16 protein-coding genes are annotated in these 16,078 nt (G+C 71.3%); 12 read left to right on the forward strand and 4 right to left on the reverse strand.

Going from position 1 to position 16,078, the window contains the following annotated elements; translation table 11 throughout:
- Positions 1-180: 180 nt before the first annotated feature.
- From LQ222_RS10705 to ppk2, 3 genes are all read left to right on the forward strand, one after another.
- The gene (locus LQ222_RS10705) at positions 181-936 is read left to right on the forward strand and encodes a metallophosphoesterase (RefSeq protein ID WP_230166348.1); all 756 of its coding nucleotides are present in this window, start codon (positions 181-183) and stop codon (positions 934-936) included.
- A gap of 114 nt (positions 937-1,050) precedes the next feature.
- Entirely contained in the window at positions 1,051-1,503 is a 453-nt protein-coding gene (locus LQ222_RS10710) for a hypothetical protein (RefSeq protein ID WP_230166349.1), read from the forward strand.
- 35 nt (positions 1,504-1,538) lie between these two features.
- Positions 1,539-2,438, forward strand: a complete 900-nt coding sequence (gene ppk2, locus LQ222_RS10715; protein ID WP_230166351.1) for a polyphosphate kinase 2 — start codon at positions 1,539-1,541, stop codon at positions 2,436-2,438.
- Between the two features lie 145 nt (positions 2,439-2,583).
- Here the strand turns inward: ppk2 and LQ222_RS10720 are convergent, their stop codons facing one another.
- The 3 genes from LQ222_RS10720 to LQ222_RS10730 all read right to left on the reverse strand — a co-directional run bounded on the left by LQ222_RS10720 (position 2,584) and on the right by LQ222_RS10730 (position 5,739).
- A complete protein-coding gene (locus LQ222_RS10720; protein WP_230166354.1) occupies positions 2,584-3,573 on the reverse strand; it encodes a ketopantoate reductase family protein in 990 nt (329 codons plus the stop codon).
- 97 nt (positions 3,574-3,670) lie between these two features.
- Positions 3,671-4,459: a creatininase family protein gene (locus LQ222_RS10725; RefSeq protein WP_230166355.1), complete on the reverse strand. Its 789-nt coding sequence runs from the start codon at positions 4,457-4,459 to the stop codon at positions 3,671-3,673.
- A 104-nt stretch (positions 4,460-4,563) separates the two neighbouring features.
- Positions 4,564-5,739, reverse strand: a complete 1,176-nt coding sequence (locus LQ222_RS10730; protein ID WP_230166356.1) for a M20 family metallopeptidase — start codon at positions 5,737-5,739, stop codon at positions 4,564-4,566.
- A 302-nt stretch (positions 5,740-6,041) separates the two neighbouring features.
- On the opposite strand from LQ222_RS10730, the gene LQ222_RS10735 reads away from it, so the two are divergent.
- From LQ222_RS10735 to LQ222_RS10745, 3 genes are read left to right on the forward strand one after another with little or no spacing between them, the layout of a single operon-like run.
- A complete protein-coding gene (locus LQ222_RS10735) occupies positions 6,042-7,025 on the forward strand; it encodes a tripartite tricarboxylate transporter substrate binding protein (RefSeq protein ID WP_230166357.1) in 984 nt (327 codons plus the stop codon).
- Between the two features lie 46 nt (positions 7,026-7,071).
- Entirely contained in the window at positions 7,072-7,668 is a 597-nt protein-coding gene (locus LQ222_RS10740; protein WP_230166358.1) for a tripartite tricarboxylate transporter TctB family protein, read from the forward strand.
- Between the two features lie 18 nt (positions 7,669-7,686).
- Positions 7,687-9,192 carry a tripartite tricarboxylate transporter permease gene (locus LQ222_RS10745; RefSeq protein WP_230166359.1) on the forward strand — a complete coding sequence of 502 codons (1,506 nt, stop codon included), beginning with the start codon at positions 7,687-7,689 and terminating at the stop codon, positions 9,190-9,192.
- Between the two features lie 123 nt (positions 9,193-9,315).
- On the opposite strand, the gene LQ222_RS10750 is transcribed toward LQ222_RS10745, so the two are convergent.
- Positions 9,316-9,756: a PaaI family thioesterase gene (locus LQ222_RS10750; protein WP_230166360.1), complete on the reverse strand. Its 441-nt coding sequence runs from the start codon at positions 9,754-9,756 to the stop codon at positions 9,316-9,318.
- Between the two features lie 126 nt (positions 9,757-9,882).
- Between LQ222_RS10750 and LQ222_RS10755 the strand changes: the two genes are divergently transcribed.
- From LQ222_RS10755 to LQ222_RS10780, 6 genes are all read left to right on the forward strand, one after another.
- Positions 9,883-11,304 carry a mannose-1-phosphate guanylyltransferase/mannose-6-phosphate isomerase gene (locus LQ222_RS10755; protein WP_230166361.1) on the forward strand — a complete coding sequence of 474 codons (1,422 nt, stop codon included), beginning with the start codon at positions 9,883-9,885 and terminating at the stop codon, positions 11,302-11,304.
- Between the two features lie 250 nt (positions 11,305-11,554).
- Complete coding sequence (locus LQ222_RS10760) at positions 11,555-11,818, forward strand: hexulose-6-phosphate synthase (RefSeq protein ID WP_230166363.1); 264 nt, start codon at positions 11,555-11,557, stop codon at positions 11,816-11,818.
- Between the two features lie 99 nt (positions 11,819-11,917).
- Entirely contained in the window at positions 11,918-12,898 is a 981-nt protein-coding gene (locus LQ222_RS10765) for a TRAP transporter substrate-binding protein (RefSeq protein WP_230166365.1), read from the forward strand.
- 179 nt (positions 12,899-13,077) lie between these two features.
- Positions 13,078-14,076, forward strand: a complete 999-nt coding sequence (locus LQ222_RS10770; RefSeq protein ID WP_230166366.1) for a TRAP transporter substrate-binding protein — start codon at positions 13,078-13,080, stop codon at positions 14,074-14,076.
- Between the two features lie 88 nt (positions 14,077-14,164).
- On the forward strand, positions 14,165-14,704 hold the full coding sequence (locus LQ222_RS10775) for a TRAP transporter small permease (protein WP_230166368.1): 540 nt from the start codon (positions 14,165-14,167) through the stop codon (positions 14,702-14,704).
- Positions 14,704-16,035 (forward strand): TRAP transporter large permease, encoded by a 1,332-nt coding sequence (locus tag LQ222_RS10780; protein ID WP_230166369.1) that lies wholly within the window; start codon positions 14,704-14,706, stop codon positions 16,033-16,035. The genes LQ222_RS10775 and LQ222_RS10780 overlap by 1 nt, the downstream gene beginning before the upstream one ends.
- Positions 16,036-16,078: the final 43 nt, after the last annotated feature.

Below are 16,078 nucleotides of genomic sequence, written 5' to 3' on the forward strand. Positions count from 1 at the left end.
GGCGCGGCCTGGCGCCGCGCGGGCGGCCGGGCATGCGCCGGCGCGCCGCGCGCCGATGCCGGCGCGACGGCGGCGGCCGCTTCGCACCGTCGCGGGCATCTTCATCGGATCGGATGATTCCCCCCGGACGGGAACTGCTCTACGCCGCACCGTCAGGACGCATATCCCCGGAGGGCGCGCATGAAGCTGGCGGTCATCACCGACATCCATGGCAATGTCGCCGCGCTGCGGGCGGCGCTGGCGGATATCGCGGCGCGTGGGATCGACAACGTGGTCTGCCTGGGAGACATCGCCTCCGGCGCAGCCTGGCCGCGCGAGACGGTGGAACTGCTGCAGGACCGTGGCGTGCCATCCATCCGCGGCAATCACGACCGCTGGATCAGCGAGCGCGAGGGCGATGCGCTGACCGGCCAGGACCGCCACGCCCATGCCGAGCTCTCGGCAGCGCAGCGCGACTGGCTGATGGCGCTGCCGCCGCTGCTGGAACCTGCCCCCGGCGTGCTGGCCTGCCACGGCACGCCGCACTCCGACGTGCAGAACCTGATCGAGGAAGTCGTCGAGGGGCGGTTGCGCGAGGCGCCGATGGCGGTGCTCCGCGAACGCCTGGGCGAAGCGGGCATGGCCGCGCGCGTGGTGCTGTGCGGGCACAGCCATCGCGCGGCGATGGTGCAGGTGCCCGGCGGGCCGCTGGTGGTGAACCCCGGCAGTTGCGGGCTGCCGGGCTTCCGCATTTCGCGCGAACCGGCGCACCGCCAGGAAGCCGGCACGCCACATGCGCGCTACGCCGTGCTGCACCTGGATGGCGAGGCGGTCGGCGTCGAGCTGCTGGCGCTGCGCTACGACTGGGATGCCGCGGCCCGGCGCGCCGAGGAACTGGGCTTCGGCGCCGCCTGGCCGCATGTCATCCGCACCGGCCTGCTGCCCGAGAGCGCGTGAACCGCGCGGCCGCGGCGTCTTGATTCAGGTCAAGACGCCGCGCCCACGCAGCGCGCAAGATGCTGGCCGGACGCAACGCCCGGCAGGCGCGGCCAGCGGCAGGGGAGCAAGGATATGAACCTCACGGCGGACAATCTCAGCGCCCAGGCGATCTGGGACATGATGGCGCAGACCCGCAAGGCGGCGCAGGACGAGGCCCTTGCGCATGAGGCCGCCGCCAAGGCCGAGCGGGAGGCGATCCGCGAGGCCTTCAAGGACCGCGAGGTGCAGCCCGAGGCAATGGAGCGCATCGCCACGGCGGTGCGGCGCGCCGTCGCGAATGGCGACAAGCGCGTGCTGGTGCTGCAGTTTCCGTCGGAATGGCTGCCCGATTCCGGGCGCGGCATCACCTCGCACGACCCGAACTGGCACGAGCGGCTGGAGGGCTTCCCCCGGCGCGCCTTCGACTTCTACCAGGCGGAACTCGCCCCGCGCGGCTTCCAGCTGCAGGTCGAGATCCTCGACTGGCCGGGCGGAATGCCCGGCGAGGTCGGATGGTTCCTGAGCTGGAAACAGCCGGAAGGCTGAGGCGGCGCGAGGCGCGGCAGGGACGGGAGGCGGCGATGGGGCGCAAGCAGGACGCGCGCAGGCAGGACGCAGGCAAGCAGGATGCGCGCAAGCGCCGCGCGACCGCGGCCGAGGCGCCGGCGCAACCCTCGCCCTTCAGGGCGGATGGACGGCTGTCGCGCAAGGCCTATGAGCAGGCGCTGCGCCCGCTGCATGTCGAGCTGGTGTCGCTGCAACGCTGGGTGCAGGCGACCGGCGCCAAGGTCTGCATCCTGTTCGAGGGCCGCGACGGCGCCGGCAAGGGCGGCACCATCAAGGCCATCACCGAGCGCGTCAGCCCGCGCGTGTTCCGCGTGATGGCGCTGCCCGCGCCGACCGAGCGCGAGAAGTCGCAGATGTACGTCCAGCGCTACATCCCGCATCTGCCGGCGGCGGGCGAGGTCGTGATCTTCGACCGGTCCTGGTACAACCGCGCCGGCGTCGAGCGCGTCATGGGCTTCGCCACCGAACAGCAGGTCACGCGCTTCCTGCAGATGGCCCCCGCCATCGAGAAGGCGATCGTGGAGTCCGGCGTGATCCTGCTGAAATACTGGCTGGAGGTCGGCATGCAGGAGCAGACGCGCCGGCTCGAGGCGCGCATCGAGGACGGGCGGAAGCTGTGGAAGCTCTCGCCCATGGACCTGAAGTCCTACAGCCGCTGGTACGACTATTCGCGCGCCCGGGATGCGATGTTCCACGCCACCGATACCGCCTGGGCGCCGTGGTTCGTCGCGCATTCGGACGACAAGAAGCGCGCGCGGCTGAACATCATCCGCCACCTGCTGCGCCAGATCCCTTATGAGGCGCCCCGGCGCGACAGGATCGAACTGCCCCGGCGCCAGAAGCAGGGCGACTACGTCGAACCGGCGTATCCGTGGAAGCTGGTGGCCGACACGCTGGGCGCGGCGCCGACCTGAACCCGGCCAGGGGTCGCGCCGGGCGGCGCGTCCTGACCTCCGGCGCCGGCCCGCCCCGGCGACCCGGCGAGGGTAAGCTGGATGGGTGGCCGGGGGGGATGGACGGCCGGTGCCGGCAGTCTCAAACGGTGTCCCGGACCGACGCTCAGCCCGCCGGTGAATACAGCCCCGCCGCGCGCGCCGCCTGCGTCGCCAGCCGCGCCGTCAGTTCGAAGACCGGCATCGGCACGCCCGCCTGGCGCGCCAGGTCGAGCGGCACGGTGAACAGCGCGTCGATCTCCATCGCGCGGCCCAGTTCGAGGTCCTGCAGGATGGACGGCTTGTGCGCGATCATCGCCGAGCGCTGCATCCGCGCCTGCGCCGAGGTCGCGAGGTCGTGGCCATGGGCCTGCGCCAGCGCCGCCCCTTCCTCGGCGATCGCGATGGCCGCGGCATAGACCGCGGGGTCCGCCAGCGTGGTCATCATGTCCGAGCGCGAGAGGATGCACAGCGGCCCGCTGGTCAGGTTGCCCATCAGCTTGCCCCACACGCGATGGCGGATATCGGTGACCACCGGGCAGGGCATGCCGCCGGCCTCGATGGCCTGCGCGATGGCTTGCGCGCGTGGCGTGACGGTGCCGTCGGGTTCGCCGAGGAACAGGCGGATGTCGGCGTGCTCGGACTTCACCACGCCGGGCTCGATGACGGCGCTGGCGGAATACACGACGCCGCCCAGCGTGCGGTGGATGCTGATCTCGCGCTCGATCCGCGCGCCGGGGTCGAGCAGCGGGATGCGCTCCCCGTCGCGTTCGCCGCCATGGCGCAGGAAGTACCACCAGGGGATGCCGTTGGTGACGAAGGCGACCGGCGTGTCGGGGCCGAGCAGGGGCGCGATGGCGCGCGCCGCGGCGGGCAGCGCGGGGACCTTGGTGGTGACCAGCACGGCATCGACCGGGCCGACCTCGGCCGCGGTGGCGAAGGCCTCCACGCGCACCGTGCGGGTGCCGTCATGGGCGTGCAGGGTGATGCCCCGTTCACGCATGGCATCGAGGTGCGGGCCGCGCGCGACGACGGCGACATCGGCCCCGCCGAGCGCGGCGCGGGTCGCGAGGTGGCTGCCGATGGCGCCGGCGCCGAAGACGCAGATGCGGGTCATGGGGTGGTCCTTGGCGGGAGGGAGGGCGGCGCGGTGCCGCGCGGGCATGCCGCCGCCGCGCCGCGCGGGGCGGCGGTGGCGCGGCGCGGCCGGGGTGTCACGCCGCGTGGTCGCGCAGTTGCATGCACATGGCCGCGCCGGCGGCGACCAGGCGGTCGGTGATGGCGCGGCCATGCGCGGCGTTGGCGGCGCGCGGGTCGGGCGCGGCGACGCCGCCGGGGGCGACTTCCTCGACCCACATCGGCACGGCGAAATCCACGCCATGGCTGCGGACGGCGCCGAAGCCGGTCGGCGGCAGGCCAAGATAGGGGCCGGTGGGCTGGCGCGGGCGCGCCTGGTCGGGGCGGCACAGGTCGGGGCGCAGGTGCATCGTCACGGAGGCCACGGGGTCGCCGCCATGGCCGAAACGCTCGGCCGCGCCGCCGAGTTCGGCGTGCAGCTTGCCCGCTTCGCGCCACAGGTGCAGGGCGGGGATGATGACGCCGTGGCGGTGGCGCGCGGTGCGGGCGGCGGCCTCCGCCGGGCCGATCGTGCCGGCATGGCCGTTGACGATCAGGATGGATCGCGTGCCGGTGCGGATGAAGGCCTCGGCGGTTTCCTCGATGACGGCGGTGAGTGTCGGGATCGACAGGGTGATGCCGCCCGCCACGCCGGCGAAGAAATCCTCGCCGCCGAAGGGGATGGCGGGGGCGACCAGGGCGTCGGCCCCCAGCGCCAGGGCTGCGGCGGCGATGCGCGCGGCGATCTCCTCCGCCACCAGGTAGTCGCCCATCGGCAGGGCGGGCCCGTGGGTTTCCAGGCTGCCCATGGGCAGGATGGCGACGGCGCCGGCGGCGAGGCGCGCGGCGACCTCGGGGGCGGTGATCTCGGCGATGCGATGGGTCATCGCGGCTCCTGGAAGTTGGGCGGGGGCTGCCCCCCGACGTCAGTCCCCAGGTCCCAGAAAAAGGAGGGGGTTCGGGGGAGTTCCCTCCCCCGACCTTCCTTCACCTAGGCCAGCAGGTCCAGCGCCGCCCGCGACAGCGCCTGCACCCCCAGTTCGATGCAGCGTTCATCCGGCTGGTAGAAGGCGTTGTGCAGCCGGTCGTCGCGCCCCGGCGCGCCGGAGCCGATGCGGAGTTGGAAGGCCGGCGCGCGGGCGGCGAATTCGGCGAAGTCCTCGGCGCCCATGGACGGTTCGCCTTCCTGCGGTGCCGCGCCCATCTGGCGCGCGACGGCGGCGATGACGGGGTCCAGCACGCGGTCGTCATTCACCAGCGGCGGGACCTTGCGCACGTAGGTCATGGCGCATGTCACGCGCAGGCCGAGCGCGATGCCGTCGGCCAGGCGCTGCAGCGCGGCTTCCGCGGTGTCGCGCGCGGCGGGGTGCAGGGTGCGCACGGTGCCCTTCAGCTGCACGCGCTCGGGGATGATGTTGTAGGTGGTGCCGCCGGCGATCATGCCGACGGTGACGACCGCGGGGTGCAGCGGCTTGATCTCCCGGCTGACGACGGTTTGCGCCTGCGCGATGAACTGCGCCGCGGCGACGATGGGGTCGACCGCCGCGTAGGGGTGCGCGGCGTGGCCCGACTTGCCCTGCACCACCAGGTCGAAGCGGTCCGAGGCCGCGAGGCAGGCGCCGCGCACGAAGCCGAAGGTCCCGACCGGCATGTCGGGGTGGTTGTGGAAGCCGATCGCCATGTCGGCGCCATCGGCGGCGCCGTCGGCGATCATGGCGGCGGCGCCTTCCAGCACTTCCTCGGCGGGCTGGAACACCAGGCGGACGGTGCCGGCGATCTGCGGCGCGAGGTCGCGCAGCACGGCGGCGACGCCGAGCAGCGTGGCGGTGTGGATGTCGTGGCCGCAGGCGTGCATCTGGCCGTCGATGGTGCTGGCGAAGGCGATGCCGGTCTCCTCGTGGATCGGCAGCGCATCCATGTCGGCGCGGATCAGCAGGGTCGGGCCGGGGCGGCCGCCGGCGATCTCGCCGACCACGCTGGTGATGCCGACACCGGTGCGATGCGCGATGCCCAGCCGCGCGAGTTCGGCGGCGACGATGCCCGCGGTGCGTGTCTCCTGGAAGGCGAGTTCGGGCACGCGGTGGATGTCGCGGCGCAGTTCGACGAGATGCGGCGCGATGGCGGCGGCGGCGTCGCGGATGATGCGCTGGGGGTCGTTCGGGATCATGGTCGGTATCCGCTGCCGTGAAAGGTGAGAAGGCATGGGCCTGCGCCGCGCCCGGGCAAGCGCCGTCGCAGCCTGCCCGCAACGCGTCGGCGCTGCCCAGCTGCATCCTGCATGCTGCGCGAGGATTGCGCACGCGCCGCCGGCGACCACTGCCTGCGAAGCTTGCTGCCGCGCCGCTTGCGAACCCTGTTCCCGCGCCGCTTGCGAACCCTGTTCCCGCGCCGCTTGCGAACCCTGTTCCCGCGCCGCTTGCGACGACACATCCCCCATGCCATAGGGCAGCCAGACACTTGGGAGGCAAGATGTCCTGGACGCTCCGCCGGCGCTCGCTGCTGGCCGGTTCCGCATTGGCTGTGGCGGCAGCGCAGCAGGCGCGCGCGCAATCCGGTGCGTGGCCGTCGCAGCCGATCCGCCTGGTGGTTCCCTTCGCGCCCGGCGGCACGACCGACCTGGTCGCGCGCCTGCTGGCGGCCGGGCTGCAGGAACGCCTCGGCGTGTCCCTGGTGGTCGAGAACCGCGCCGGCGCCGGTGCCACCGTGGGCAGCGAGATGGTCGCGCGCGCCGCGCCCGATGGCTACACGCTGGTGATGTCCAACATCGCGAGCCACGCGATCAGCCCCGCCGTCTATCGCGGGCGCATCCGCTATGACGCGGTGACCGACTTCGCGCATGTCGCGCTTGTGGTGTCGAACCCGACCGTGTGGGTGGCCAATCCGCGCGCCGGCATCCGCACGCTGGCCGATGCCGCCGCCCGGGCACGCAGCGCCAGCGGCCTCGATGTCGCGACATCGGGCGCGGGGTCGTCGAACCACCTGATGGTCGTGCGCATGGGCCAGCTGGTTGGCCGCGAGCTGAACCACATCCCGTTCCGCGGCGCCGGCCCGGCCATGCAGGCGGTGATCGCCGGCCAGGTGCCGATGATGTCGGACAGCCTGCCGTCGTCGGTCAATCACATCCGGCAGGGGTCGGTGATCGCGGTCGCCATGGCCTCGGCCCAGCGCCACCCGGCCTTCCCGGACGTGCCGACTTTCCGCGAGCAGGGCTTCGACCTGGCCAGCGATTCATGGTTCGGGCTGTCGGCGCCGGCCGGCACGCCGCCCGCGGTGGTCGAAAGGCTGAACCGCGAGACGCGCGCCGTCCTGGCGGACCCCGCCATCCGGGCACGCTTCGCGGAGCTGGGCGGGACGCCCGGCGACATGACGGCCGAGGGTTACGGCGAATTCGTGCGTCGGGAGGTGGCGCTCTGGGCGCCGCTGGTGCAGGCTTCCGGCGCGACGCCGGACTGATCTCGACGTTTGGGGCAGGCATTTTGACTGGGGTGGACGAACAAGCATGAAGCTCAACACCAAGGACATCATCTCCGGGGCAATCCTGATCGCCATCGCGGTGGTCGGCCTGTGGCTCAACATGGACCACAACATGGGATCGGCGCGGCGCATGGGGCCGGGCTACATGCCCTTCCTCGCCCTCGCGATCCTGGGCGGTCTGGGCGCCCTGGCGCTGTTCTTCGGCTTGTTCAACGGGCCCGACCCGCTGGCGCGCTGGACCTCGCAGGAGATCATCTTCCTGATCGGCGGCGCCGTGGCCGGCACCGCGGCCGGGCTGGTGGCGGCGCGGATGGGCGGCTGGCCCGCGGCGGGATGGAATTCGCTGGGCATCGGCCTGTTCGTCGGCTGCCTGGTGCCGTCGATCGTGAAGTCGTGGCGACCGCTGTTCCTGATCAGCGCCGCCTTCTCGCTGTTCGGGCTGATCCTGGAGCCGCTCGGCCTGATGGCGGCGATCGCGCTGTCGGTCATCCTGTCGGCCTTCGCCGACGAGACGCACAAGCCGGTCGGCGTGGTGGGGCTCGTCGCCTTCCTCTGTGTGCTCTGCTACGCCGTGTTCATCTACGAGCTCGATATCCGCGTGCCGGTCTGGCCGCAGTTCTGACCGAAGGGACCGGCTGACATGGATCTCATCACGAATCTCGGGCACGGCTTCGCGGTCGCGCTCACCTTCAACAACCTGCTGTTCTGCCTGATCGGCTGCGTCATCGGCACGGCGATCGGCGTGCTGCCGGGCATCGGCCCGGTCGCCACCATCTCCCTGCTGCTGCCCATCACCTTCGGCCAGCCCGCCACCACCGCGATCATCATGCTCGCCGGCATCTACTACGGCGCGCAGTACGGCGGTTCGACCACGGCCATCCTGCTGAACCTGCCAGGCGAGGTCAGTTCGGTCGTCACCACGCTCGAAGGCTACAAGATGGCCCGCAAGGGGCGCGCCGGCGCGGCGTTGTCCATCGCCGCGCTCGGGTCGTTCTTCGCCGGCACGGTCGCGACCATCCTGGTCGCCGCCTCGGGCCCGCTGCTGACGCAGGTGGCGCTGTCCTTCGGGCCGGCCGACTACTTCTCGCTGATGTTCCTCGGCCTCGTGATCTCGGCCGTGCTGGCGCAGGGCTCGGTCATCAAGTCGATCGGCATGGTGGCGCTGGGCGTCTCGCTCGGCATGGTCGGCACCGACGTGCAGACCGGCCAGCAGCGCTTCACCTTCGGCATCCCGGAACTGTCGGACGGCGTCGGCTTCGTCTCGATCGCCATGGGCATGTTCGGCATCGCCGAGATCATCCTGAACCTCGAGCGGCCGGAAGCGCGGTCGGTCATGTCGGGCAAGGTCGGCTCGCTGATGATGACGCGCGAGGAGTTCAAGCGCGCCGTCCCGGCGGTGCTGCGCGGGACGGTGGTGGGCTCGCTGCTGGGCATCCTGCCCGGCGGCGGCGCGGCGCTGTCCTCGTTCGGCTCGTACATGATGGAGCGCAAGATCTCGAAGGGCCGGCACGAATTCGGCACCGGCGCGATCGAGGGCGTGGCGGGTCCGGAGTCGGCGAACAACGCCGCCTCGCAGACCTCGTTCATCCCGCTGCTCACGCTCGGCATCCCGGCCAATGCCGTGATGGCGCTGATGGTGGGCGCGCTGATCATCCAGGGCATCCAGCCGGGCCCGCGCATGGTGGAAGCGCAGCCCGACCTGTTCTGGGGCCTGATCGCCTCGATGTGGGTCGGCAACCTGATGCTGCTGGTCATCAACCTGCCGATGATCGGCATCTGGGTGAAGCTGCTCGCGGTGCCCTACCGCCACATGTACCCGTCCATCATGATCTTCTGCGCGATCGGCGTGTACTCGCTGCAGAACAACGTGTTCGACGTGTACCAGACGGTGGTCTTCGGCATCTTCGGCTACCTCTGCTCGAAGCTGCGGCTGGAAGCGGCGCCGATGCTGATCGGCTTCGTGCTCGGCCCGATGATGGAGGAACACCTGCGTCGTGCGATGCTGCTGTCGCGCGGCGACCCGATGGTCTTCATCGAGCGCCCGATCAGCGCGGTGATGCTGGGCATCGCCGCCGTCGCGCTGGTCGCGATGCTCCTGCCCAACATCCGCAAGGGCAAGGACAGCGCCCTGCAGGAAGGCGGCTGAGGGTCGTCCTGGCCACGTAGGTCGGGATTGGTTTGGGAAGGCGGGTTCCTTGGGGGACCCGCCTTCCTGCTTTTTGGGGTGCCGCAAGCGTCGGCGCGGCCAGGCGGGCGGCCGGTTCCCTGCTCAGCCCTTCGGCCGCGGCAGCGCGAACACCCCGCTCGCGCGCAGCACGATCACCCCATCCGCGGTGAACCGCCCTTCCACGAACATCATCCGCGACGTGCGCCGCAGCAGCACCGGGTGGCATTCCAGCCAGGCCCCCAGCGGCGCGGGCGCCAGGTAGTCCGTGACCAGGCTGATCGTCACGAAATGCCCCGGCGTGCCGGCCTGCTCGGCGCCACCGATGCCCAGCACGATGTCCGCGATGGTCGCCAGCATCCCGCCATGCGCCACCGCCTGGTTGTTGCAGTGCCGCCGTTCGATGCGGATGCCGAAGCGCGCCCCGGCGTCCTCGGGCCGGCGGAAGACCGGGCCGATGGGTTCCAGGAACGGCCCGCCGGCATGGCGGGGCGCGAAGCCCTCGGGGATGCCGGCGAGGATCCCGCCATCGGTCGCGCCATCCATCGAATCCCCGGCCTCCGGCTGCCCGCGGCACGATAGGGCGCCTTCGCACCGCTGCCGAGACGCCTTCCCTTCGCCGTGTTTGCATCGCATAGGTCGGGCCGCACCCGTTCCAGACCCTCGGACGCCATGACCGAACACCACCAGCCGATCCTGCCCGTCATCCTCTCGGGAGGCACCGGCACGCGCCTGTGGCCACTCTCGCGGGAGGGCTATCCGAAGCAGTTCTGGCCGCTCGCCTCCGACCGCCCGATGCTGGTCGAGACCGCCGCGCGCGCCGAGGGGCCGGGCTTCGCGCCGCCCATGGTCGTCTGCAACGAGGCGCATCGCTTCCTGGTCGCGGAACAACTGCGCGGGCGCGGCGCGCGCATCGTGCTGGAACCGGCCGGGCGGAACTCCGGCCCCGCCATCGCCGCCGCCGCCCTGCTGGCCGAGGAAGCGAGCCCCGGCACCGTCATGTGGATCATGGCGGCCGATTCCGCCATCGAGGACCTGCCCGCCCTGCACGCGGCGCTGGCGCAGGCGGCCGCGGCGGCGCGCGCCGGGCGCATCGTCACCTTCGGCATGGCGCCGACCGCGCCCGAGACCGGCTACGGCTACATCGAGGCCGGCGCCGACCTGCCCGGCCTGCCCGGCGCCCGCGCGATCGCCCGCTTCGTCGAGAAGCCCGATGCGGCGCGCGCCGCGGCCTTCGTCGCCGGCGGCGCGCATCTGTGGAACTCGGGCATGTTCGTCGCGACCGCGTCCGCGCTGCTGGCGGAGTTCGAACGCCTTGAGCCCGCGCTGCTGGCCACCGTGCGCCAGGCGGTGGCGGGCGCGAAGCGCGACATGGATTTCGTGCGGCTCGATGCCGCGGCCTTCGCCGCGGCGCCGTCGGTCAGCATCGACCATGCGGTGATGGAGCGCACGGGCAACGCCGCGGTGGTGCCGGCCGCGATCGGCTGGTCCGACATCGGCTCCTGGGCCGCGCTGTGGGAGATCAGCGCGCAGGACGGTGCCGGCAACGCGACGACGGGCCCCGTCGAGCTGGTGGATGCGCGCAACTGCCTGGTGCGCAGCGAGGGCATCCTGACCGGCGTGGTCGGCCTGCAGGACGCGATCGTGGTGGTGACCGACGACGCGGTGCTGGCCATGCATCGCGACCGCGCGCAGGACGTGAAGAAGCTGGTCGAGCAGTTGAAGGCGAAGGGCCGCAAGGAAGCGACCGAGCACCGCCGCGCCTATCGCCCCTGGGGCCACTACGAAGGGCTGATCCTGGGCGACCGCTTCCAGGTGAAGAAGATCCAGGTGCGCCCGGGGGCGAAGCTGTCCCTGCAGAAGCACTTCCATCGCGCCGAGCATTGGGTGGTGGTCTCGGGCACCGCGATCGTGCGGCGCGACGCCGAGGAGATCCTGCTGCGCGAGAACGAGAGCGTGTACCTGCCGCTCGGCTGCGTGCACCGGATGGAGAATCCCGGGATGATCCCGCTGGTGCTGATCGAGGTGCAGTCGGGTTCGTATCTCGGCGAGGACGATATCGTGCGCTACGAAGACACCTACGGGCGCGCATAGCGGGATTTTTGTGATCCCTCAGGCGGCGGGCGCCGGCCATCCGGCCGGCTTGCCTTCGCGCCACGCACTGGTGCGCCCGGCGCGGCTGACGGTCCGGGCGCGGTCGCGCGCGGCGCTCCCGGATCGCGCCGGCGCGATCCGTTGTCATGGCCCCTCGGGCGGCGCGCAGCGTCCTTGATCCCGCGCAAGGCGGCGGTCGGCGTCACGCGCGATAGCGGTGCATCGTCACCGCGCCACGAAGGGCCCCACCATGAACCATCGTCACCGCAAGGTGCTGCACGCGATCTTTGCGCACCCCGTCAGCGCCAATATCGACCCCAAGGCCGTGCACGCGGTCTTCGCGGAACTAGGCGCCGAGGTGTCGCACAACGGCTCGGGGCGCGTCGCCGTGACGCTGAACGGCCACGCCCATGCCTTCCATGATTCGCACCACAGCCTGTCGAAGGACGAGGTCGTGGCGATCCGCCACTTCCTGACCGAAGCCGGCGTCGATCCCGCCACCTACCCGGACTGACGCCAGCGCGCTGGCTTGATCTTCCCGCGCATTCCTGCGGTAACCTCTCGGGCAACGCCGCGGGCCGTGCCGCGGCGACGGGAGAGGAACACCACCATCATGACCCTGCACCGCCGCGCCCTGCTCGGCGCCGCCGGCCTTGCCGCCCTCGCCCCCGCCGCGGCCTCCGCCCAGGCGCGCTGGCAGATGGCCAGCCCCTATGCCGACGGGAATTTCCAGACGCGCAACATCCGCGCCTTCCTCCAGGACCTGGAGCAGGCGGCCGGCGGGCGGCTGTCGATCCAGTTGCACTCCAACGGCTCGCTGCTGCGCATGCCCGAGATCAAGCGCGGCGTGCAGACCGGCCAGGTGCAGCTGGGCGAGATCCTGCTGACCGCCTATGCCAACGAGGACCCGCTGTTCGACGCCGACGCCCTGCCGCAGCTGGTCACCAACTACGCCCAGGCCCGCAAGCTGTCGGACCTGCAGAAGCCGTTCATCGAGGCGCGCTTCGCCCGCCAGGGGCTCAGCCTGCTGTACATGGTGCCGTGGCCGCCGGCGGGACTATACGCGCAGGCGCCGGTGACCTCGCTGGAGCAGCTGCGCGGGCAGCGCTTCCGCACCTTCAGCCCCATGACCAACCGCTTCGCCCAGCTGATCGGCGCGCAACCCACGCTGGTGCAGTCGGCGGAACTGGCGCAGGCGTTCGCCACCGGCGTGGTGCAGGCGCAGATCACCTCGGCCGCCACCGGCGTCGATACCCAGGCCTGGGACTATGCGCGGGTGTTCACGCCGCTGGGCTTCTCCATGACGAAGAACGCCGTGCTGGTGTCGCGCCGTGCGCTGGAAGCACTGCCGGCCGACCTCCAGGCCGCGGTGCGCGCCGCCGCGACACGCGCCGAGGCGCGCGGCTACGAGCTCTCGGAAGCCGCGATGCGCGAGACCGAGGCGACGCTCGCCGCGCGCGGCATGCAGGTGGGCCCGCCCTCCCAGCAGCTGCTCGATGACCTCGCACGGGTCGGGCGCACCATGGCGGATGAATGGGTGACGCGCGCCGGGGATGACGGGCGCCGGCTGCTCGAACAGTATCGCGCCGGCTGATCCGCGGCGCATCGGGCGCGGCGCGGGCGGCCTGGCCTGCCCGCGCGCCATGCAGGCGGCGCCCAGGCGGCGGGCATTGCGTCGCCGCGCAGGCCGCGCGCGGCCCCCGCCCCCCTTGCGCCCGGCCGCACAGCGCGCCGAAGATGGCTCAGGAAAAAGCACAACAAGGGGGCTTGCCCATGACCAACCTTCGCCGCCGCGACATCCTCGCGGCCACGGGCGGCCTCGCCGCCGCGTCGCTCGGCGCCGGCGCCGCCCAGGCGCAGACGCGCTGGCAGGTCGCCACCGCCTATCCGGACGGCAACTTCCACACGCGCAACATGCGGACCTTCGTGGAGCAGGTGCAGGCGGCCTCCGGCGGGCGGCTGCAGGTCCAGGTGCATTCCAACGCCTCGCTGCTGCGCATGCCCGAGATCAAGCGCGGCGTGCAGACCGGCCAGGCGCAGATCGGCGAGATCCTGCTGTCGGCCTATGGCAACGAGGACCCGTTCTTCGAGGTCGATTCCGTGCCGATGCTGGTGACCAGCACCACCATGGCGCGCAAGCTGGCGGAATTGCAGAAGCAGTATGTGGAAGCGCGCTTCCAGCGGCAGGGCCTGTCGCTGCTGTATTGGGTGCCGTGGCCGCCCTCGGGCCTGTACACCAACGTGCCGGTGGAAAGCGTCGAGACGCTGCGCGGCACCAAGATGCGCACCTTCAACGCGCTGACCAACCGCTTCGCGACCCTGTGCGGCGCGACACCGACATTGGTGCAGCAGGCGGAAGTCCCGCAGGCCTTCGCCACGGGGGTGGTGAACGCCATGGTCACCTCCGCCGCCACCGGCGTCGATGTGCAGGCCTGGGATTTCTGCCGCCACTTCACGCCGATCGGCTTCACCCGCACGAAGAATGCCATCTTCGTGCAGACCCGCGCGTTGCAGGGCCTGCCGGCCGATGTGCAGGCGGCGATCCGCACCGCCGCCGCGGCGGCCGAGGCGCGCGGCTGGGAAGCCTCGGACACCGAGACGGTGAACCAGCAGAACACCCTCCAGCAGCGCGGCATGACCATCGGCACTGCCTCGCCTGCGCTGATGCAGGGGCTGATGCGGATCGGCGCGACGCAGGCCGATGAATGGGTGGCCAAGGCCGGCGACGAGGGCAAGCGCCTGATCGACGCCTATCGCGCCGCGATCGCCTGACACGGCCGGGGCCCGCGGCGCGCGGGCCCCGACACAGCAAGACTGGAAGCAGCATGATGATTCGCCCTGACGGCCGGCGGTGCGCGCCATGACCGGCCTGCGCCGCGCACTCGATGCGCTGTACCTGCTGGGCGGGATCGCCGGCGGCGTGGCACTCGCGGCGATCGGCGCGATCATCGCGACCCAGGTGATCGGGCGGCAGTTCGGCGCCACGGTGCTCGGGGCGGATGACCTGACGGCGTTTTCGGTCGCGGCATCGGCGACGCTGCCGCTGGCCTATGCCTTCCGCCATGGGGCGCATATCCGCGTGGACCTGATCATCGGGCGGCTGCGCGGCGGCGCGCGCTTCGTGATGGAGACCATCGCCATCGGCATCTCGGCGGCGCTGTGCTGCTTCTTCGCCTACGCCATGATCGACCTGGCGACCGACAGCTTCGCCTTCGAGGATGTCGCGCAGGGGTCGGTCGCGTGGAAGCTGTGGGTGCCGCAGGGGCTGGTCGGCGCGGGCGTGGCCCTGTTCGCGATCTGCCTGCTGGACGACCTGGTGGTGCATCTGTCGGGCGGCACGCCGTCCTATCGCCGGGCGGCGGAAGCCGATGCGCTGGCCCGTGCCGGGGAAGAAATCTGATGGAACTCGCCCAGACCGAAGCGGGTATCCTGCTGCTCGGGCTTCTGTTCGTCTTCCTCGGGCTCGGCGTGTGGATCGGGCTGGCGCTGGCGCTGGTCGGGCTGTGCGGCATTGTCGTGCTGCCCATGCTGATCCCGTCCATGCCGACCTTCCCGGCCGAGAAGGTGATGGGCACCGCGATCTGGCAGTCGCTGGCGTCCTGGACGCTGGCCGCGCTGCCACTGTTCATCTGGATGGGCGAGATCCTGTTCCGCACGAAGCTCAGCGAGGACATGTTCCGCGGCCTGGCACCCTGGGTGCAGCGCCTGCCGGGGCGGCTGATGCATGTGAACGTGATCGGCTGCGGCATCTTCGCCGCCGTGTCCGGCAGTTCCGCCGCCACCGCGGCGACCATCGGCAAGATGTCGCTGCCCGCGCTCACGCAGCGCGGCTACCACGTGCCGATGGCGATCGGGTCGCTGGCGGGCGCCGGCACGCTGGGGCTGCTGATCCCGCCATCCATCGTGATGATCGTCTATGGCGTGGCGGCGGAAGTCAGCATCGTGCGGCTGTTCATCGCCGGCGTGCTGCCGGGCATCATGCTGATGGTGCTGTTCAGCGGCTACATCGCGATCTGGTCGCTGATGAACCCGACGCTGACGCCACCGGCCGACCCGCCCATGCCGTTTGCGAAGAAGCTGCGCGAAAGCGGGCAGCTGATCCCGGTGGTGATGCTGATCGCCTTCGTGATGGGCAGCATCTATGCGGGCTGGGCGACAGCCACGGAAGCCGCGGTGTTCGGCGTGATCGGCGCGCTGGCGCTGTCGGCTTGGGGCGGGTCGTTGAACTGGGGGTCCTTCGCCGCCAGCCTGATGGGCGCGGTGCGGCTGTCGTGCATGATCAACCTGATCCTGGCGGGTGCGGCGTTTCTCACGCAGGCCATGGCCTATTCCGGCATCCCGGCGGCGATGGCGGCCTGGGTCGGCGCGCAGGGGTTCAGCCCCTTCATGATCATCGCCTGCCTGACCGTGATCTACCTGATCCTGGGCTGCTTCATCGACGGCATCAGCATGATCGTGCTGACCGTGTCGGTGGTGCTGCCGATCATCGCCAGCACCGGCTTCGACCTGGTGTGGTTCGGCATCTTCATCGTGCTGGTGGTGGAACTGGCGCAGATCACGCCGCCGGTCGGATTCAACCTGTTCGTGCTGCAGGGGCTGACCGGCAAGGGCATCTTCGAGGTCGCGAAGAACACCATGCCATTCTTTTTCCTGATGCTGGTGGGCGTGGCCATGGTCACGGTGTTCCCGGGCATCGTGACCTGGCTGCCGACGACAATGCTGGCCCGGTAGCGCGCCATCCGGTCGCTCGGGGCCGCAGCCCGGTTCCGCACGA

Origin of the sequence: Roseomonas sp. CECT 9278, from assembly GCF_918698155.1 — a bacterium.
Lineage (GTDB): Bacteria > Pseudomonadota > Alphaproteobacteria > Acetobacterales > Acetobacteraceae > Neoroseomonas.